This is a genomic window from Methylobacterium endophyticum, assembly GCF_050591105.1.
GTDB lineage: Bacteria > Pseudomonadota > Alphaproteobacteria > Rhizobiales > Beijerinckiaceae > Methylobacterium.
Map to the genome: position 1 here is coordinate 65260 of NZ_JBNHES010000011.1, position 21433 is coordinate 86692.

The following is a 21433-nucleotide window of genomic DNA, read 5'->3' on the forward strand; positions in this document are numbered from 1 at the left end:
ATGCGCCCCGCATCCGAGCGCCCGCCCGGCACAGGCGCGCGGACCTTCGTCGACCTCCTGGAGCGGCGCGCCTCCGCCGATCCCGACGCCACCGTCTTCACCTGGTTCGAGCACGGCAGCACCCGCGCGCTGACCTGCGGCGAACTCGCCCTCCGGGCGCGGGGGCTGGCGGCATGCATCCGGGCGTCCTGCGCGCCGGGCGAGCGCGTCGTCCTGGCGGCGCCTGCGGGGCTGGACTATGTCGCCGGCCTCTTCGGCTGCCTCTATGCCGGCGCGGTGGCGGTTCCGGCCTATCCGGCGCGCGGGAGCCGCGGGCGCGAGCGGCTGGGCGCCATCATCGCCGATTCGGGAGCGCGGCTCGTCCTCGCCGGGAGCGGCGACCCTCCCGAATCGTTTGCCACCTCGGGGATCGAGACGCTCGCCATCTCCGACGACGCCGGCGGGGGATCGTCCTGGCGCGCGCCGGAGGTCTCCGGCGAGTCGCTGGCGCTCCTCCAGTACACCTCGGGATCGACCGGCACGCCGCGCGGCGTGATGATCTCGCATGCCAACCTGCTGGCGAACTGCGCCGTCATCCACGAGCGCTTCGGGCACACGCGGTCGAGCCGCGGCGTGATCTGGCTGCCGCCCCATCACGACATGGGCCTGATCGGCGGCCTCTTCCAGCCGCTCTACAGCGGCATCGAGGTCGTCCTGATGCCGCCCTCCGCCGTGGCGCGGCGCCCCCTCGCGTGGCTGGAGGCGATCGCGCGGTTCGGGGCCACGGTGAGCGGGGGGCCGAACTTCGCCTACGACCTGTGCGTGCACAGGTCCACGCCGGAGGAGCGCGAGGGGATCGACCTGCGGTCGTGGCAGGTCGCCTTCACCGGGGCGGAGCCGATCCGGGCGGACACCCTGGCGCGGTTCGCCGACGCCTTCGCGCCGCGCCGTTTCGCCCCGGCATCGGTCTATCCCTGCTACGGCCTCGCCGAATCCACGCTCTTCGCGGCGGGCGGCCCGCGCGGGAGCGGGAGGGCGGTCACGGCGCGGGTCGATGCCGAGGCGCTGGCGCGGGGCGCCGTCGAGGCGGCGGCCCCGACGGCCACGGCGCGTGAGATCGTGGCCTGCGGCGCGATCGCGCCGGGGCACGAGGCGGTGGTCGCCGAGCCGGAGAGCGGCAGGCCCTGCGAGGCGGACCGGATCGGCGAGATCTGGCTCGCGGGGCCGAGCGTGGCGCGGGGGTACTGGGGCGATCCCGAAGGGACGCACCGCATCTTCGGGGCGCGACTGGCGGACGGGCGGGGCCCCTACCTGCGCACCGGGGACCTGGGGTTCATCCGCGACGGGCGGCTCCACGTCGCCGGACGCCTGAAGGACGTCGTCATCCTGTCCGGGCGCAACCATTATCCGAACGATCTCGAGGCGACGGCCGAACGCTGCCACGCGGCGATCCGGCCCGGCGGCACCGCCGCCTTCGGATTCGAGCAGGGGGGACAGGAGAGGCTCGCCGTCCTCGTCGAGGTGCCCTCCAGGGCACGCGGCGACGGGGCGGCCATCGCGGCGGCCGTGCGCGGGGCGATCGCGCAGGCGCACGGGATCGCCCCGCAGGTGGTCTCGCTCGTGCCGCCGGGGGCGCTGCCGCGCACCTCCAGCGGCAAGATCAGGCGGCGGGCCTGCCGGCAGGCGTTCCTGGAGAGCAGCCTGCGCAGGCTGCCCGTGGCGGCAACGGCCGCACCGCCCCGTGAGCCGCCCGCCGAGGGCTCCGTGGAGCATGTCCTGACGGGCATCCTCGCGCGGCTGACGGAGTCGCCCCCGGACGCCCTCGATCCGACGGCCGCCCTGGTGACGCTGGGGCTCGACTCGCTGAGAGCGGCCTCCTTGCAGCACGACTGCGCGCGGCGCTGGGGCGTGCCCGTCGACATCGCCGACCTCCTCGGCGGCGAAACCACGCTGGCGGGGCTCGCCGGCCGCATCGCCGCCGTCGCGGGGAGGGCGGGCGCGGCGCCTCCCGCGCACCCGGACGCGGCCCCGCCCGATCCGGCGGCGATGACCGCCGGCCAGCGCGCGCTCTGGGTGCTCGACCGCGCGCGCGGCGTCGGCAGCAGCCTGGCCAGGGCCTTCCATATCCGCGAGGGCGTATCGGCCCCGGCGCTGTGCCGCGCGCTCGGCGTCCTCGTCGCCCGGCACGACGCCCTGCGCGCCTGCTTCCCGGACCGGGACGGACGGCCCTTCGCGGCCGACCGGGGCGAGGCCGGCGATTGGCTCGAGGAGGTGGATGCGCGGGCGTGGGACCCGGCCCGCCTCGACGGGCGCCTGCGCGCCGATGCCACACGGCCCTTCGACCTCGCGCGGGGGCCGCTGTTCCGGGTCGTCCTGTACGATCGCGGCGGGGACGGCCTGATCCTGCTGGCGCAGGCGCATCACGCGGTGGTCGATTTCGCCTCCTTCGCGATCCTGTTCGAGGAACTGGGGACGGCCTACCGCGCGGCCCTCGGCACCGGCGACGACAGCCTGCCGGCACCGGGCGCCCCCTTCGCGATCTTCGCGGCGCGCGAGCGGGCCCTCGCGACGGCCGGAGGTGAGCTCGAAGGCCGGGCGCTCCTGCACGGGCGGGCCGTCCTCGGGGCGCGTCTGGAGCCCCTCGACATCCCGAGCGACCGGCCGCGCGGACCAAGCGCCGGGACGCGGGCGGAACGGGTCCGCTTCACGGTCGGCGCGGCGACGGCGGCGGCGCTGCGCGCGCTCGCCCGCCGCGAGGGCGCGACGCCCTACGTCCTGCTCGTCGGTGCCTGGGCCGTCCTGCTCGGCCGAATGAGCGGCGCGGGCCGGGCCGGGATCGTCGTCGGCTGCCCGACATCCTGCCGGGACGAGGAACGGTTCTCCCGCACCGTCGGATATCTCGTGAACCTGCTCCCGCTGCGCGTCCGCCTCGACGACGACCCGTCCTTCTCCGCGCTCGTCGCGCGCATGCAGGCGCAGTGGACGGCGGCCCTCGCGCAGCGCGGTTATCCGTTCCCGCGCCTGCTCGACGCGCTGCGTCCGGAGCGGACAGACCCGCTCCGGCCAGCCTTCCAGACGCTCGTGACGATGAACGGCGCGCATGGCGGCACCCATGGCAGCACCCATGGCGGCGCGGGCGCCTGGATGCTCGGGGGCGGGGCCGAGCCCGTGCTCCTCGCCGGCCTCGACATGGACTCGATCGCGCTCCCCGTGGGCGCCCCGCAGGCCGAGCTGGCGCTCTCGCTGGTGGAGACGGGCGACGGCCTCGCCGCCTCGATCGAATACGACGCGGACCTCTTCGACGCAGGCACGGTCGAGACGCTCGCGCGGCGGTTCGGCACGCTGCTCGCGAACGCCGTCCGGGCTCCCGCGACGCGGGTCTCGCGCATTCCCCTCCAGGATTCCCGCGACGACGCCGGCCTCCTCGCGGGCCCCGCGCGGCCCGCCCCGCATACCTCCCTGGTCGCCTGGTGGCGGGAGGCGGCCCGCGCGCATGGCCACCGCACGGCGCTGGCATGGCCGGGGGGATCGCTGAGCTACGGGCGCCTGTCGGAGGCGGCGGATGCGGTGGCGCGCGACCTGCTCGCGGCGGGGACCGCCCCCGAGGAACGGGTGGCCGTCCATGCCGAGCGCCGGCCGGAGACCGTGGCCGCGCTGCTCGGCATCCTCGTTGCCGGGTGCGCCTATGTCCCCCTCGACCCCCGGCTCCCGCCGGCACGGGCCGCGCGCATGTCCGAGGACGCCGGCGTGCGGCTGATCGTGGCCCGCGCCGGAGCGGCCCCGCCGGAGGCGGTCCCCGGCACGCGCATCCCGGTCGACCTCGACGGGCCGTCCGGGGCGCCCCCGATCACAGAGCCCGTCCCGGCCCGCGCGGCGGCCTATGTGATCTTCACCTCCGGCTCGACCGGCCGTCCCAAGGGGGTGGTCGCGGAGCATGGCGGGGTCTGCAACCTCGCGCAGGCGCAGATCGCGGCGTTCGGGCTCGGACCGAGCTCCGTGGTGCTGCATTACGCGAGCTTCGGATTCGACGCCTCCGTCTCGGAGGTGTTCACGGCGCTCCTCTCAGGCGCTACGCTCCGGTTCGCCGATGCGGACGAGGTGCTCGTGGGCGAACCCCTCTCGCGGCTTCTCGCGGACGGCGTCACCGCCGTCACCCTGCCTCCCCCGGTGCTCGCCACCCTCGAACCGGACCGGCTCGGCGGCCTCGCGACCCTCGTCTCGGCGGGAGAGCGCTGCACGGACGCCCTGGTGGCGGCCTGGGCGCCGGGGCGCCGCTTCATCAACGCCTACGGGCCCACGGAGGCGAGCGTCTGCGCGACGCTGACCCGGCTGCGGCCGGACGAGCAGGGCGCGATCATCGGGGGCCCGATCGCCAACGCAAGCGTCTACCTGCTCGATTCCGCCCTGGAGCCGGTGCCGACGGGCACGGTCGGCGAACTGTATGTCGGGGGCGCCGGGGTCGCGCGCGGCTACGAGGGGCAGCCGGCCCTGACCGCCGAGCGCTTCCTGCCCGACCCGTTCGGGAACGAGCCGGGGGCAAGGCTCTACCGGACGGGGGACCTCGCCCGCCTGCGCACCGACGGGCGGCTCCAGTTCGTCGGACGCTGCGACGAGCAGATCAAGATCCGAGGGTTCCGCGTCGAGCCGGGCGAGGTGGAGGCGGCGCTCGCCGCGCATCCGGCGGTGCGCGCCTGCGCGGTGACGGTGGCGGAGGCGGCGGGCGGCGGGCACAGGCTCGTCGGATATTTCGTCGCCGAGCCCGAGGCGGCGCCGTCGCCCTCGGCGCTGCGGGCCCATCTGCGCGCGCAACTCCCCGCGCCGATGATCCCCGAGACCCTGGTGCAGGTCGACGCGATCCCGCGCGGCCTCAGCGGCAAGGTCGACCGCGCGGCGCTTCCCGAGCCCGTCGCGGCGCCCGACCTCCGGCCCGCGGCCCTCGCGACCCCGCTCGAACGGCTCATCGCCGAGACCTGGTGCGAGGTGATCCCCACCGCGCGCGTCTCCCGGCACGAGAACTTCTTCGATGCCGGGGGCACCTCGCTCAGCGCGGCGCAGGTCCATGCGCGGTTGCAGACCCGGCTCGGCCGCAGCTTCCCGCTCATCGACCTCTTCACCTACCCGACCGTCGACGCGCTCGCCGGCCGGCTGGGCGCGCCCGGAGCGGAGGAGCCCAAGGCCGCGCCCCGGCCCGATCCCGCGACGGCGGCGCGCAGGACGGCGTCGCTGATCGCCGCGCACCGCGCCCCGAGACGGTACGACGACCGATGATGACGCAGCCCGCTCAAGACCACGACGCCGGGAACGAGGACGCCGGGGACGAGCTCGACGTGGCGATCGTCGGCATGGCCGGGCGCTTTCCCGGCGCGCCCGATTGCGACGCCTTCTGGGAGGCCCTTCGCGCGGGCCGTTGCGGCATCACGCGCTTCACGCGCGACGCGCTCATCGCCGCCGGCGTGCCGGCCGCGCTGGCGGACGACCCGTCCTACGTGCCGGTGCGAGGGGTGCTCGACGAGGCGGACGCCTTCGACGCGGCCTTCTTCGGCGTCAGCCCCCGCGAGGCCGAGGTGCTCGACCCGCAGCAGCGGATCCTGCTCGAATGCGCCTGGCACGCGCTCGAGGACGCGGCCTGCGACCCGCACCAGTATCCGGGCGCCATCGGCGTGTTCGCAGGCGTCGGGCTGAACACGTACCTCTTGAAGAACGTGGTGCCGAACCAGGACCGGATCGGATCGATGGACGAGTTCCAGATCATGATCCTGAACGACAAGGACACGCTCCCGACGCGTATCGCCTACAAGCTCGACCTGCGGGGGCCGGCGGTGAACGTGCAGACGAGCTGCTCCACCGGCCTCGTCGCCGTGCATCTGGCCTGCAACAGCCTGCTCCTGCGGGAATCCGACCTCGCGCTGGCCGGGGCCGCGGCGATCAAGTTCCCGCAGGTGGCGGGGCACGTCTTCCGGCAGGACGGCATCATGTCCCGCGACGGCCTCTGCCGCGCCTTCGATGCCGGCGCCACCGGAACGGTCGGCGGTTCGGGGGCCGGCATGGTCGCGCTGAAGCGCCTCGCCGATGCCATCGCGGACGGCGACGCGATCCGCGCGGTCATCCGCGGCTCGGCCATCAACAACGACGGGTCGCGCAAGGTCAGCTACACGGCGCCGAGCGTGGCGGGGCAGGCGGAGGTGATCGAGTCGGCCCAGGCGCGCGGGCGCGCGGCGCCCGAGAGCATCGGCTATGTCGAGGCCCACGGCACCGCCACGCCCGTCGGCGACCCGATCGAGGTCGAGGCCCTGACGCGGGCCTTCGGGGGGCCGGCCGTAGCGCCCTGGTGCGCGCTCGGCACCGTGAAGGCCAATATCGGCCATCTCGACACGGCGGCGGGCATCGCCGGGCTCGTCAAGGCGACGCTCGCCCTGGAGCATCGCGAGATTCCTCCGACCCCTCATTTCGAGGCGCCCAACCCCCGGCTCGACCTCGGCCGGACGCCGTTCCGGGTGAGCGCCGAGCCGGCGGCGTGGCCCTCCTCGGGCGCCCCCCGGCGGGCGGGGGTCAGCTCCTTCGGGGTCGGCGGCACCAACGCGCATGTGGTGCTCCAGGAGGCGCCCGAGCGCCCGGCCTCTGAGCCGCCCAGCCGCGCGGTCCAGCTCCTCACCGTCTCGGCCCGCTCGCCGGAGGCGCTCGACGCGCTGACGGAGCGTATGCTGGCCCGGATCGCCCCGGAGCGGGATCCCGCCTTCCTCGCCGACGCCGCCTTCACGCTCCATGTGGGGCGGACCGCGCTGCCCTACCGGAGGGCCTTTGCCTGCCGCGACGCCGCCCGGTTGCACGGAGCAACCGCCATCGCCGCCCCCGCCGCGCCGGTCGCGGGGGAACGGCCGCTGGTGTTCCTGTTCCCCGGCCAGGGCAGCCAGCGGCCCGGAATGGGGGCTGCGCTCTACGACGGCGAGCCGACCTTCCGAAGCTGGATCGATCGCGGGGCGAGCGCCCTGGCGCCGGCCCTCGGGCTCGACCTTCGCGACCTGCTCCTCGCGGCGCCGGCCGACCGGGCGGCGGAGGCGACGCTCTCGCGCACCGCGATCACGCAGCCGGTGCTGTTCCTGTACGAATACGCCCTCGCCGCCGTGTGGGCGGAATGGGGCCTGCGCCCGAAGGCCGTGCTCGGGCACAGCGTCGGCGCCTATGCCGCCGCCTGCGTGGCGGGGGTTCTGTCCTTCGAGGACGCGCTCGCCCTCGTCGCCGAGCGCGGCCGGCTCATGCAGGCGCTCCCCCCCGGCGCCATGCTGGCCATGGAATGCGATGCCGGGCGCGCCGCCTCGCTCCTGCCGGACGGGTGCGGGATCGCCGCCGTCAACGCGCCGCGCGAATGCGTCGCGAGCGGCCCGGCGGCGGCGTTGGAGGCCCTGGCGCGGGTGCTGGACGGGGAGGGGATCCGCCATGCCCCCTTGCGCACCTCGCACGCCTTCCACTCCCCGATGATGGAGCCTGCCGTGGCGCCGTTCCGGCGGGCGCTGGCCGGCGTGGCGCTCTCGGCTCCCCGGATCCCCTTCGCCTCGGACTCAACCGGCGCGTGGCTGGGGGAGGGCGAGGCGACGAGCCCGGTCTACTGGGCCGACCATATCCGCGCGCCCGTCCGTTTCGCCGACGCCATGGCGACGGTCCGGGAGGGCTGCGAGGGCGCGTTCTGGCTGGAGGTCGGCCCCGGAAGCGCGCTCACCGCCCTGGCGCGCCGCACGGCCGCCGGCGGCGACGAGGTCTTCGTCAGCGCGAACGATTCCGCCGGCCGGGCCGACGAATCCGAGCGGATGGTCGAGGCCCTCGGGAGGGTCTGGGTCTCCGGCGGCGCGGTGGACTGGTGTGGCTTCCACGCCCACGAGAGGCGGGCGCGGGTGCGCCTGCCCGGCTATCCTTTCGAGCGCCGCCGCTACTTCATCGATGCCCGCCCGCCCGAGCCCTCCGCCCGGCCGGGCCCGAGCACGAGTGTGGGCGCGGATGTGGACGCATGGTTCCACCGCCCCGTCTGGACCGAGCGACCGGCCCGCGCGGCGCAGGCGATCCCCCGTCACGCGCTGGTGCTGGCGGACGAGGGCGGCATCGGCGAGCGGGCGGCGGCCCTGCTCGCGGAGCGGGGCGTCGCCGTCAGCATCGCCCGGCGCGGAGGCGCCGAGGGTCTCGATCCGGCCGATCCGGCGAGCTTCGCGCGTCTGCTCGCCGGGCTGGAGGCGCGGGGCCCCGTCGACGCGCTCGTGTATTGCTGGCCGCTCGACGCGCGGGCGGGCCCGCTCGACGCCTCGGCCTTCGAGGCGGCGCAGGAGATCGCGCTCCATCCCCTCCCGCTCCTGATCGAGAGCGTGGCGCGGGCGGGCTGGACGTCTCCGCTGCGCCTGTTCATCGCGACGCGCCACGCCCATGCCGTGACCGGCGACGAGGCGGTCGCCCCGGCGCTCGCGCCGGTCGCGGCGGCGGCGGGGGTGGTCGCGCAGGAATACGCCAATATCGGCCGCGTCGTCGTCGATCTGGACGGCGGCCCGGTCGCGCAGGCGGCCGAGCGCCTGGCCGGAGAGATCCTGAACGAGCCGGCCGAGGCCCTCGTCGCCTTCCGCGAAGGCCGCCGCTGGGGGAGGGCCTTCGTGCCGGCGCCCCCCACGGAAACGGCGGCAGGCCGGGGGCCCGCGCCGGGGGGCGCCTATCTGCTGCTCGGCGGCTTGGGGCGCGTGAGCCTCGCGATCGCCGCGCTCCTCGCCGAGGCGGGCGCGGACGCCGTCGTCCTGGCCGACATCCGGGACGAGGCGGACGCGCCGCCGGGTGTGCTGGCCGGGCTGCGGGCACGGGGCGTCCGGATCGAGACGCGCCGCGTGGACATCGCCGACCCCGAGGCGCTGCGCGCCCTCGTGGACTCCGTGACCGCCGCCCACGGCGCCTTGAGGGCGATCGTGCACGGGGCCGGCTGCGCCGAGGAGATCGCCTCCCTCGCGGAGACCACGCCGGAGGTCTGCGCGCGCCACTTCGCCACCAAGGTGCACGGGACGCTGGCGCTGGAGCGCGCCCTCGAAGGCCAGCCACCGACGCAGGTGCTGCTGATCTCCTCCCTCGCCTCCGTCCTCGGCGGGCTCGGCCACACGGCCTATGCGGCGGCCAACGCCTTCCTCGACGCCTTCGCGGCGGCGCGCCGGCAGGATCGCCACGCCTGGACGAGCGCCGCGCTGGAGACCTGGAATCTCGAGCCCGGAACCGGGCCGTCGCCCGGAGAGGCCGGCGCCGCGCGGCTCGCCCTCGCCATGGACCGGGACGAGACCGCGCGGGTGCTGGCGCGGCTGCTCGCCGGGGAGCCGAGCCCTCCGCAGCTCGTGGTGGCGCGCGGCGACCTCGCGGCGAGGCTCGCGCGGTGGGTCGCCCCCGCGCCCCCGGCGCCCCCCGCCGGGACGCGGACCTACGCGCGGCCGCCGCTGAGCGTGCCCTATCGCGCGCCGGGCGGCGAGGACGAGCACATCGTCGCGGGGATCTGGGGCGAGATGCTCGGCATCGCCGAGATCGGGGTGGACGACAACTTCTTCGAGCTCGGCGGCGACTCGCTGCTGGCGACGCAAATCGTGGCGCGCCTGCGCGACCGTTTCCGCATCGAGCTGCCCCTGCGGGTGCTGTTCGAGACCCCGAGCGTCGCCGGGGTCTGCGCGGCGATCGCGCAGGCCCGCGAGGAGCGGGCGCGCGCGGCGGCGCGGGACGAGGAGATCGAGCTCCTGCTCGCCGAGATCGAGGCGATGGGGCCGCAGGGCGCGGCCCAAGACGCGGCCCAAGACGCGGCGGAGCGCCCATGAAGGAGGAGCTGCGCCAGCGGATCGGCGGGTTGTCGCCGGAGCAGCGCGCCCGCTTCGAGGCGGCCCTGCGCGATCGCGGGCTGGCGGACACCGCCGAAGGCGCCCCCCCAGTGGCGGCGGACGCCCCGGCGAGACCGGAACTCCGCCCCCCTCGCGCAGCCCGCGACCCGGAGCCCGCCGCGCCGACGCCTTCGGCCTCCGAACTGGCGTTCAGCCTGTTCTTCTTCTCCGGCGACGGGTTCTCTCGGGAGAACGACAAGTACGGCCCCCTGCTGGAAGCGGCGGAATGGGCGGACGCCCAGGGCTTCCACGCGGTCTGGGTGCCGGAGCGGCACTTCCACGGCTTCGGCGGGCTCTATCCGAACCCTGCCGTGCTCGCCGCCGCCATCGCCATGCGCACCCGCCGCATCGGCATCCGCGCGGGCAGCGTCGTGATGCCCCTCCACCATCCCGCGCGGGTGGCCGAGGACTGGGCGATGCTCGACAACCTCTCGGGGGGCCGCGTGGGGGTGTCGCTGGCATCGGGATGGGTGCCGGAGGATTTCGTGCTGGCGGGCGCCCCCTTCGAGGCGCGCCGGACGACGCTGCTGGAGGGACTGGCCGCGTTCCGGCGGCTCTGGCGCGGCGAGACCGTCCCGTTCCCGCCCCCCGGAGGCGGGGATGCCGTCGCCGTGCGCAGCTTTCCCCGGCCGCTGCAACCGGAGCTTCCGGTGTGGCTGACGACCTCGGGCTCGCGCGAGACCTGGATCCAGGCGGGGCGCCTCGGCCTCAACGTCCTCACCGGCCTGCTGCGCGGCACCCTCGGCGAGGTCGCCGGGCACGCGGCGGCCTATCGCGAGGCGCGCCGGGAGGCGGGCCACGACCCCGAGAGCGGCCGCGTCACCCTGATGATCCACACCTTCGTCGGGCGCGACGAGGGGTATGTCCGCGCACAGGTCCGCGAGCCGCTGCTGGGCTACATCCGCACGCATATGAGCCTCTACGAGATGCAGGGGCTCGCCGGCGGCGGTCTTCCCATGGACGTCTCTCGCTTGACCCCGGACGACCGCGAGGCGATCGCCGAGATCGCGTTCGAGCGCTATCTCGGCGAGAACGGACTGTTCGGCACCGTGGAGTCCTGCCTGCCGCGCCTGGCGCGCATCCGCGCGAGCGGCGTCGACGAGATCGGATGCCTCGTCGATTTCGGGCTCGACCGCGCCACGATGACGGAGGGGCTCGGCCTCCTCGCCGAGCTCCGGGACCGGAACCGCGGCGGTGACTGACCTCGCCGCCCGCATCGCCGCCCTCTCCCCCGAGAAGCAGGCGCTCCTCCAGGCCCGGATCCGCGAACGCGGCCTCGACCTGCCGGCGAGCGGCGGGATCCCGCGCCTGGCGCAGGCGGAGTCCTACGCGCTCTCCCTCGCCCAGGAGCGGCTCTGGGTCGACGGCACCCTCGGCGCCGCGCCGGAGCGCTACAACGAGTCCCGCGTCTTCCGCCTCGCCGGGCCTCTCGCGGCCGGGGCGCTGGCGCGCAGCCTCGACGCGATTCTCGCTCGCCACGAGGTGCTGCGCTCGCGCATCGACGCGCGGGACGGGACGCCGACGCAGCGCGTCGACGCCCCCCGCCCGCTGGCGCTGCCGGTGGAGGACCTGCGCGACCTTCCCCCCGGGGCGCGCGAGGAGGCGGTCGCAACCGTCTCCCGCGCCGAGGCGGCGCGGCCCTTCGATCTGGCGGCGGAATGGCCGTTCCGGGCGCGCCTCCTGAGGCTCGCCGACGAGGAGCATCGGCTCATCGTCACCATGCATCACATCGTCTGCGATGCCGGCTCGCATCGGGTGTTCATCGCGGAGGCCGCGACCCTCTACGAGGCGCTCGCCGCCGGACGGGAGGCGCCGCTTCCTCCCCTGCCGATTCAGTACCGAGACTTCGCGGACTGGCAGCGCCACCTCATGCCGGACGCGGTGCTGCGGGCCCGCGTCGCGCATTGGGCCGAGCGGCTCGAGGGGGCGGAATCGGCGGCGCGGCTGCCGCACGACCGCGAGCGCCCCGCCGAGCCGAGCTTCCACGGCGCCCGGCGGCATTTCGCGATTCCCGCGCCGGTGGCGGCGGCGCTCCGGCAACTCGCCAGGGACACCGGCGCGACGCCGTTCGTCGTCCATCTGGCGGCGCTGAAGGCGCTCCTCGCCCGCTACACGGCCCAGGACGACATCGTCGTCGGGACCCTCCACGCCGACCGCGACCGCGACGAGTTGCGGCTCCTGATCGGGTTCTTCGTCGATACGCTGGTGCTGCGGACGGACCTCTCCGGGGACCCGACCCTGCGCGAGGTGGTCGCGCGGGTGCGCGACACCACCTTCGAGGCCTACGCGAACCGGGAGCTGCCCTACGACCGGCTGGTCAAGGCGCTTCGGCCGAAGCGCGCGGCGCAGGGCAGCCCGCTCTTCCAGATCGAGTTCCTCTACGAGGCGGGCGGGGTGCGGGAGGTGGAGGTCGCCGGGCTCGGCATCTCCTCCGTCGAGACGCATAACGGCCGCGCGAAATTCGACCTCCTGGTCGACCTGCGGGAGGGCTCAGAGGGGATCGACGGCTTCCTCGAATACAGCACCGAGGTCTTCGCCGACGTCACCATGGCCCGCTTCGCGGCCCATCTCGCCGCGCTCCTGCACGCGCTCGCCCGCTCGCCGGACACCCGTGTCTCGGACCTGCCGCTCGTCACCGACGACGACCGGGCACTGATCGACGCGTGGAACGCGACGGAGCGGCACGATCCGCCGGCCTGCCTGCACCGCCTGATCGAGGCGCAGGCGGACGCCACGCCCGAGGCGGAGGCGGTCGCCTGGGAGGGCGGGGCGATCACCTACCGGACCCTCGACATGCGCGCGAACCGGCTCGCGCATCACCTGCGGGCGCACGGCATCAGCCCGGAGGCACGCGTCGGTATCGCGCTGGAGCGCTCGGAGGAGCTGGTCGTCGCGCTGCTGGCGGTGCTCAAGGCCGGCGCCGCCTATGTCCCCCTCGATCCCGGCTACCCGGACGACCGGCTCGCGGCCATGCTCGCCGTCGCGCCGCTCGCCGCGCTCGTCACGAGCGCCGGAAACCGGCTCGCGGCGCGGGACGGGCTCGTGGTGCTCGTGGACGCCGACGCCGCCCTCGTCGCCGCGCGCCCCGCCCACCGGCCGGGGGTCGAGGCCCATCCCGACAACCTCGCCTACGCGATCTTCACCTCCGGCTCGACCGGCGTGCCGAAGGGCGTGATGATTTCCCACGGGGCGGTGGTCAACCACATGCGGTGGATGCAGGCGGAATACGGGCTCGGCCGCGCCGACCGCTTCCTGCACAAGACGCCGATCTCCTTCGACGTGTCGGCCTTCGAGCTGTTCTGGCCGCTCATGACCGGGGCGACCCTGGTGCTGGCGGCACCCGACCGCCATCGCGATCCCGCCTATCTGGCGGACCTGATCCGGGAGCAGGGGATCACGGCCGTCTATTTCGTCGCCTCGATGCTGCGCGCCTTCCTCGATTCCGAGGGGGTCGAGGCCTGCACGAGCCTGCGGCTGCTGTTCTCCGGCGGCGAAGCGCTCCCCGCGCGGACCCACGACCGCGTTTTCGAGCGCCTCCCCGCCATCGCCCTGCACAACCTCTACGGCCCGACCGAGGCGACCATCGACGTGACCGCCTGGCCGTGCCGGCGGGACCGCTCCCATGCGCGCGTCCCGATCGGGCGGCCCGTGCACAACACGCGCATCCACATCCTCGACCGGCGGATGCGGCCGGTGCCCGTGGGCGCCGTCGGCCACCTCTATATCGGCGGCGCGCATCTCGGGCGCGGCTACCTGCTGCGCCCCGACCTGACGGCGGCCGCCTTCGTGCCGGACCCGTTCTCCGATGTGCCGGGGGCGCGCCTCTACCGCAGCGGCGATCTCGCGCGCCATCTCCACGACGGCGCCATCGAGTACCTCGGCCGGGCCGACGAGCAGGTCAAGATTCGCGGCAACCGCATCGAGCTCGGGGATGTCGAGCACGCCCTGCGCGCGCATGCCGACGTGCGCGACGCCGTGGTGGTGACGCGGGACGACGAGCGCGGCGAGGCCCGGCTCGCCGCCTATGTCGTGCTCGAACGGGCCGAGGCCGATCTGGCGGAGGTGTGGACCGAGCTTCGGCGCCGGCTCCCGGACGCGGCGATGCCGTCCTGGCTGACCCCCATCGCCTCGGTGCCCACCGCGCCGAACGGGAAGATCGACCGGCGCGCGCTGCCCGCGCCCCGGCAATCGCCCGCGACGCGTCCGCCGGCCCCCGAGCCCGACCCGCTCGAACGGACGCTGCTCGGCATCTGGGAGCAGGTGCTCGGCGCGACCGGCCTGCGGGTCGACGACAACTATTTCGAGACCGGCGGCGACTCGATGCTGGCGATCCAGATCGTCGCCCGCGCCGGGCAAGCCGGCATCCGCCTGCGGCTCGCCGACATGTTCGCCCATCAGACGGTCCGGGAGCTGGCCGGCGCGGCCGCCTTCGCGGAGCCGGTCCCGGAGCAGCCGGCGGTGATCTCGGCGGCCCTGACGCCCGCCCAGGCCCGGTTCTTCGAGCGCGATCCCGAGGGCACCGGGCGCTTCACCCTGGCCCTGGCGGTGTCCCTGCCGGAGCGGACGGATGCCGGCCATCTCGCGGCAGCGCTGGCGGCGGTCTGGCGGCACCACGAGGCCCTGCGCACCCGCTTCGCGCGGACCGGGGAGGGATGGCGCCAGCATGCCGGCGCCCCCGACGACCCGCTCGTCCTCGACGTCGCGCGCCTCGGGGACGTGAGCGAGCCCGAGCGGGCCGCGGCCCTGGCGGCCGAGATCGAGGCAGCGCATGGCCGGATCTCCCTCGCTGGGGGGCGGCTGTTCGCGGCGCGCCTACTCGATCTCGGCGGGGAGGGGATGCGGCTGCTCCTGGCGGCCCATCACCTCGTCATCGACGTGGTGTCCTGGCGGATCCTCGTCGAGGACATCGAGACCGCCTACGCGCAATGCGCCGCCGGCTCGCCGCCCGATCTGCCGCGACCGGGCTGCTCCTTCCTGGCCTGGGCGCGGCTCCTCGAGGCGTACGGCGCCCGCGCCCTGGAGAACGACCTCCCGTACTGGACCGCGCGGCCGGCGGTGCCGCTTCCGCTGCCTACGGCCGGCCGGAGCGGCCCGTCGCGCATCCGCGCGCGAAATCTCGCGCTCAGTGCCGCCGAGACGGACATCCTCGTCCGCCGGCTCCCGGCCCGCACCGGCGCCACGGTGCAGGAGATCCTGATCGCCGCCCTCATGCAGGCGCTCGCGCGGATCACGAAGGCGGACGCCGTCTCTGTCATGGTCGAGGGCCATGGCCGGGAAAGCGCGGTCGCCGACGCCGACGTCTCGCGCACGGTCGGCTGGTTCACGCAGCATGTCCCGCTGACCTGCCCGGTCTCGCCGGAGGGCGGCTGCGGCGAGGTCCTGCGGAGCGTCCGGCAGGAGCTTCGCGCCGTGCCGGGACGCGGGATCGGCTACGGCGTCCTGCGCCATCTCACGCAGGAGGGCGCCCGCGCGCTCGGCGCCGCGCCGGAGCCGGAGATCGCCTTCAACTATCTCGGCCGGGTGGAGAGCGCCCGCGCCGGCGCTCCCTTCGCGCCGATCCTGGACGATCCGGGCACCATGCAGGCGCCCGGCGCCGTCCGGCCGTTTCCCATCGAGGTCGAGGCCCTCGTGCTCGACGGGCGCCTCGGCATCCGCATCGGCTACGACGCCGCCCTGCATGAGGAGACGGTGATCGAGTCCCTCGCCGAAGCGATCGGGACCGCGCTCGGCGAGCTCGGCCACGAAGACGACGACGCATCACCGGCTGTCGTCCCCGCGGCGGATTCCGAGATCGCGGACGAGGAGGCGGAGGACGCCTACCCGCTCTCGCCGACGCAGCAGGGGTTCCTCTTCCACACGCTGCTCGAACCGGATTCCGGCGTCTACGTCCAGCAGCTTCACTGCCGCCTGGAGGGAGAGCTGGACCCTGCGGCCTTCGAGCGGGCGTGGCGCGCGGCGATCGCCCGCCATCCCGTGCTGCGCACCCGCTTCGACTGGGAGCGGGACGCCGACAGGCCCGTGCAGGTCGTCCTCCGGCGGGCCGAGCTGGCCTGCGCCTGGGAGGACCTGCGGGACCTGCCGCCGGAGGCACAGGCGCACCGCTTCGCGGACCATCTGGCGCGGGACCGCCGACGCGGCTTCGACCTCGCGAGGCTGCCGCTGATGAGGCTCGCCGTCTTCCGCACGGGCGAGCGCGCGCACCGGCTCGTCTGGACGCATCACCACGTCATCCTCGACGGGTTCAGCATGCCGGTCGTGCTGGGGGAGGTGTTCGCCCTCTACGAGGCGGCGGTGGAGGGCCGCGACGCGGCGCTCCCCGAGGTGGCGCCATACCGCTCCTTCATCCGCTGGCTGGACAGGCAGGACCATGCGGGCGCCGAGGCGTTCTGGCGGGCGGAGCTCGCGGGCGTCGCCGGGCCGACGCGCCTGCGCATGCCCCGCCCGGCGCGCGCCTCCCGGTGCGGCACCCGGCGGATGGCGCTGGACGAGGCCGAGACGGCGATCCTTCAGGATTGCGCGCGCCGCAACCGGCTCACCCTGAACACGCTGGTGCAGGGCGCCTGGGCGATCGTCGTGTCGCGCTATTCCGGCGAGGCGGACGTGCTGTTCGGCGCTACAGGCGCCGGTCGGCACGCGGACCTGCCCGGCGCGGAGCGGATCGTCGGGCCTTGCGTCAACACGCTTCCCGTGCGGATCGCGGTCCCGGCGCGCGAACCCGTCCTGTCCTGGCTGCGCGCCCATCAGGACCGGCAGGTCGCGGCGAAGGCGTTCGACTTCACGCCGCTGCCCCGGATCAGCGAATGGCTCGGGCTGCCGCCCGGCCGCGACCTGTTCGAAAGCGTGCTCGTCTTCGAGAACTATCCCATGGGGGAGGTCCTGTCGGCGACGCGGGGGGCCTTGAGGCTGCGCGATCCGGAGGCGGTCGAGCAGACGAGCTATCCGCTGACGCTGCTCGCCATCCCCGGCGCGCGCCTGGAATTCGCCCTGCTCTTCGACGGCGCCGCCCATGACGACGCCTCGGCCGGGGTGCTGCTCTCGGCGCTGCGCTGCGCCCTGTCGGGCCTCGCCGCCGGGATGGCGGGCCCCGTGGAGAACGTGCCGCTCCTCGACGACGCGGGCCGGCGCGACGCCCTTTCACGGGCGCGGGGTCACCTCGACGGGCTCTGCGGGAGCGATCTCCTGCACAGGCGCTTCGAGGCGCACGCGGCAGCGGCCCCCGGCGCGATCGCGGTGACATGCGGGGACGAGGCCCTGAGCTACGGCGCCCTCGACGCGCGGGCCGGCGCCCTGGCCGCCCGCCTGAGGGCCCTCGGCATCGGCCGGGGCAGCTTCGTCGGCCTGTACCTGTCCCGCTCGCCGGCGATGATCGTGGCGATGATCGCCGTGCTCAAGGCCGGAGGGGCCTATGTCCCCGTCGATCCCCAGGCGCCCCCCGAGCGCCTCGCCGCCATCCTGCGCGACAGCGCGGTGCCGGTGATGGTGACGCAAGCGGCGCTGGTGGATCGCCTGCCCGGCAACGGCCCGCAGGTGCTCCGCCTCGACGAGCCCGCCCCGGCCGCGGACGGATCGCCGCCGGCCCCCCCGGCGCGGCCGGACGATCCGGCCTATGTCATGTACACCTCCGGCTCGACCGGGCGGCCGAAGGGCGTGGTGGTCACGCATGCGAACGCCGCCGCGCATTTCGCGCCGGCCGCCGGGCTCTACGGCTTTCGTCCCGACGACGTCTGGACGATGTTCCACTCCTACGGCTTCGACTTCTCCGTCTGGGAGATGTGGGGCGCCCTCTCGCACGGGTGCCGGCTGGTGCTGGTGCCGGAGGAGACGGCGCGCGCGCCCGCCGATTTCCACGAGCTGCTGGTCCGGGAGGGCGTGAGCGTCCTCACCCAGACGCCGTCCTATTTCGCGCAGCTCGCCGCGCATGTGCTGGAGGGGCCGGAGACGGGCGCGTCGCGCCTCAGGCTGCTCTTCCTCGGAGGGGAGCCGCTGCGGTTCGGCGATCTCCTGCCCTGGTTCGCGCGCCATGGCGACGAGCGCCCGCGCGTCGTCAACGTCTACGGGCCCACCGAGGCGACCGTGGCGGTGACGCATCGCCCGATCACGGCGCGCTGCGCCCGCGAGATCTCCGGCAGCCTCCTCGGCCGGCCGCTCGGCGGCAACCGCGTCCATGTCCTCGACGGCCTGATGCGGCCGGTGCCGCCCGGCATGATCGGCGACATCCATGTCGGGGGCAGCGGCGTCGGCCGGGGCTATCTCGCGCAAGCCCGGCTGACGGCGGAGCGCTTCGGGCCCGACCCGTTCGGGGAGGCCGGGGCGCGCCTCTACCGGACCGGGGACCGGGGGCGCTGGACCCTCGACGGCGAGATCGAGTTCCTCGGCCGCGTCGATCATCAGGTGAAGATCCGCGGGTTCCGCCTGGAGCTGGAGGAGATCGAGGTCGCCCTGCGCGCGCATCCGGACGTGCGGGAGGCGGCCGCCGCCGTGAGCCGGACGGACGACCAGCGCCTCGTCGCCTATCTGGTGCCCGCGCCCGGCGCGGCGATGCACGAGCCCGCCCTGAGGGCGTTCCTGCGCCGCCGCCTGCCGGACTACATGATCCCCCACGCCTTCGTGGCGATGGAGGCGCTGCCCCTGTCCGCCTCGGGGAAGCTCGATCGCGGAGCCCTTCCCGATCCGCCCTCGCAGCGTCAGGCGGCGGCGCGGCCTCCGGCCCTCCCGACCACCGACCGCGAGCGGCTGCTCGCCACGCTGTGGTCGACGGTGCTCGGCGTCGATGAAATCGGCATCGACGACGACTTCTTCGAGCTCGGCGGGGACTCGATCCGAAGCATCCGGCTGGCGGCGCTGGCGCGCCGGCACGGCCTCGCGCTGTCGCTCGCCGAGCTGTTCGCCCGGCCGACGATCCGCGAGCTGGCGCGCCCGCGCCCCGAAGAACTGCCCGGCCCAGCCATCGAGGAGGGCCGCCCCTTCGCCATGATCGGCGAGGGCCGCCGCGCCGCGCTTCCCGCCGGGATCGAGGACGCCTTCCCGGCGAGCAGGCTCCAGCTCGGCATGCTCTTCCACGCCGAGGAGGGCGCGGGGGAGGGGCTCTACCACAACGTGCTCGGCCTGCGCCTGGAGGCGGATCTGGACGAGGACGTGCTGCGCGAGGCTCTTCAGGACGTGGTCGACGCCCATCCGGCGCTGCGCACCGGCTTCGACCTCTCCGGCGCGGACGGGCCGCTCCAGGTGGTGCATCGCTGCCTGCCGCTGCCCCTGCGCGTCGAGGACTGGCGCGGGATGGCGCCCGAGGCGCGCGCGGCGCGGGTGTCGGCCCGGATCGAGGAGGCGCGCGCGTTCCGCTTCGACACCGCGCGCGCGCCGCTGTTCCGGCTCGACGTGCTGCGCGAGGACGAGCGGACCGCGTGGCTCGTCCTCGTCACCCATCACGCGATCCTCGACGGCTGGAGCATCGCGACGCTCCTCACCGACCTGTTCGCGCATTATGCGGCGCGGATGGGGACCGGCGCTCCCGTGCCGCCGCCGGCGAGGTTCGCGGGGATGCCCGCGTTCCTGCGCCTCGAGCGCGCGGCCGAGGACAGCCCCGGCACCCGAGCCTTCTGGCAGAGGCAGCTCGCCGGCGCCGAGGCGCCGAGGTTGCCGCGCCACGCATCCACTTCCCTCCACGCCCGCAGCGAGCAGGCCCTGCCGGAGCGGCTGCGCGCGGATCTGCGCCGGGCGGCGGCGACGGCCGGCGTCCCGCTGCGCACGGTGTTCCTCGGCGCGCACCTGGCGGCGCTCTGCCTGCTGACCGGCTCCCGCGACGTCCTCACCGGGCTGGTGACGAACGGACGGCCGGAGCGGGAGGACGGGGACCGCGTGCTGGGCCTGTTCCTCAACACGCTTCCCTGCCGGCTGCGGCTGCCGGAGGCCGGATGGGACACGCTGCTCCGGCAGGTTCTCGCGGCGGAGACGGCGATCCTCCCGCACCGCTGGCTGCCGCTGTCCGAGATCCTGCGCCCGACCGGGCTGCGGCTGGAGACCTCGTTCAATTTCGTCGATTTCCACGTCTACGACCGGCTCCGCGCTGGGTCCGACGTCGAGGTCCTGGCCGTGGACGCCGACGAGAGGACCGAATTCGCCATCGAGGTCGGCGTCATGCCGGACGCCCTCGCGGTGAATACGCGCGGGCTGCCGGACGGCTGGGCGGAGCGGATCGCCGATCACGTCCTGCACGCCCTGCGGCTCATCGCGGCGGATATCCGCGCCCCCTTCGTTCCCGAAAGTCTGCTGCCCGAGGAGGAGCGCCGCGCGCTGCTGGCCCTCTCGGCGGGGGCACGGACCGACGCGCCGTGCCCGGACGTGGTCGCGGCCTTCTCGGCCTGGGCGCGACGGACCCCGCACGCCCCGGCGGTGCGCGACGGGGACACCGTGCAGTCCTATGCGCGGCTCGATGCGCGCAGCGACGGTCTCGCCCGGCGGCTGCGCGCGGAAGGGTTGGGGCCAGGAGACCTCGTCGCCCTGGCCTGCGACCGCTCGGCCGCCGCCGTCGCCGCCATCCTCGCGATCCTGAAGGCCGGCGCCGCCTATCTGCCCCTCGATCCCGACCAGCCACCGGAGCGCCTCGCCGGCCTGCTGGCACAGGCCCGGCCGCGCGCCGTGCTGCGCGGCGGCTCCTGGGCGCCCCCGGTTCGGGCCGCCGGCGTCCCCGTCATCCATTTGGACAAGGAGGACGACGAGGCCCGGACAGGGCCCCTGCCCGCCGCCGGCTCGCCGGACGACCTCGCCTACGTGATGTACACCTCCGGCTCGACCGGCACCCCCAAGGGGGTCATGGCGACGCGGCGCGGGCTCGCCGCCGTCACGCGCTTCCACGTCGCCGCCTTCGGCACGGGGCCCGGCAGCCGCGTGCTGCACTTCGCCTCGCTCGGCTTCGATTCCTCCGTTCCCGAGATCTTCGGCACCCTGTGCTCCGGGGCGGCGATCCGCATCGTGCCGCCCCATGAGCGGGCGGGGGATGCCCTCGTGGCGTTCATGGAGGGGGCGGGCATCACCCATGCCACGCTGCCGCCCTCGGTGCTGGCCTCGGCGGCGCCCTCCGCGCTCCCCGCGCTGGTGCTCGTCGGCTCGGCGGGGGAAGCCTGCCCCCCCGAGATCGTCCGGCGCTGGGGAGGGAGCCGGCGCTTCCTGAACCTCTACGGCCCGACCGAGGCGACCGTCGACGCGATTTTTGCCGAATGCGTCCCGGACGGGGAGGCGCCGCCGCTGGGCCGGCCGGTGCCGGGCGCGCGCGTCTACCTGCTCGGGCCCGACCTGCATCGCGTTCCGAGGAACGCGGTGGGCGAGATCTGGCTGGGAGGCCCGCAGCTCGCGCGCGGCTACCTCGGTGCGCCGGACCTCACGGCCGACCGCTTCCGTCCCGACCCGTGGAGCGGGGAGCCCGGCGCACGGCTCTACCGGACCGGCGATCTCGGACGCTACCGCGACGACGGCCAGCTCGAATGGGTCGGGCGCCTGGACGATCAGGTCAAGCTGCACGGCCGGCGCGTGGAGCCCGGTGAGGTCGAGCACGCCCTGACGCGCCACCCGAGCGTGCGGGCCTGCGC

4 protein-coding genes (1 of these 4 cut by a window edge) are annotated in these 21433 nt (G+C 75.2%); all 4 read left to right on the forward strand.

All coding sequences use genetic code 11. The annotated features are described in order from the left end of the window. Tightly spaced (each overlapping or abutting the next), the 4 genes in view from ACP56T_RS13655 to ACP56T_RS13670 form a layout consistent with a single transcriptional unit that may run on beyond the window. Entirely contained in the window at nt 1-5247 is a 5247-nt protein-coding gene (locus ACP56T_RS13655) for an amino acid adenylation domain-containing protein (protein ID WP_430912674.1), read from the forward strand. Beyond that, a complete protein-coding gene (locus tag ACP56T_RS13660) occupies nt 5244-9791 on the forward strand; it encodes a type I polyketide synthase (protein ID WP_430912675.1) in 4548 nt (1515 codons plus the stop codon). The genes ACP56T_RS13655 and ACP56T_RS13660 overlap by 4 nt, the downstream gene beginning before the upstream one ends. Beyond that, complete coding sequence (locus tag ACP56T_RS13665; protein WP_430912676.1) at nt 9788-11053, forward strand: MupA/Atu3671 family FMN-dependent luciferase-like monooxygenase; 1266 nt, start codon at nt 9788-9790, stop codon at nt 11051-11053. The genes ACP56T_RS13660 and ACP56T_RS13665 overlap by 4 nt, the downstream gene beginning before the upstream one ends. After that, a protein-coding gene (locus tag ACP56T_RS13670) for an amino acid adenylation domain-containing protein (protein WP_430912677.1) crosses the window boundary here: on the forward strand, nt 11046-21433 show its 5' portion. Its footprint extends 5056 nt past the window's final position; 10388 of the gene's 15444 nt are visible here — the first part of the coding sequence; it begins with the start codon at nt 11046-11048; the stop codon falls past the right edge of the window. The genes ACP56T_RS13665 and ACP56T_RS13670 overlap by 8 nt, the downstream gene beginning before the upstream one ends.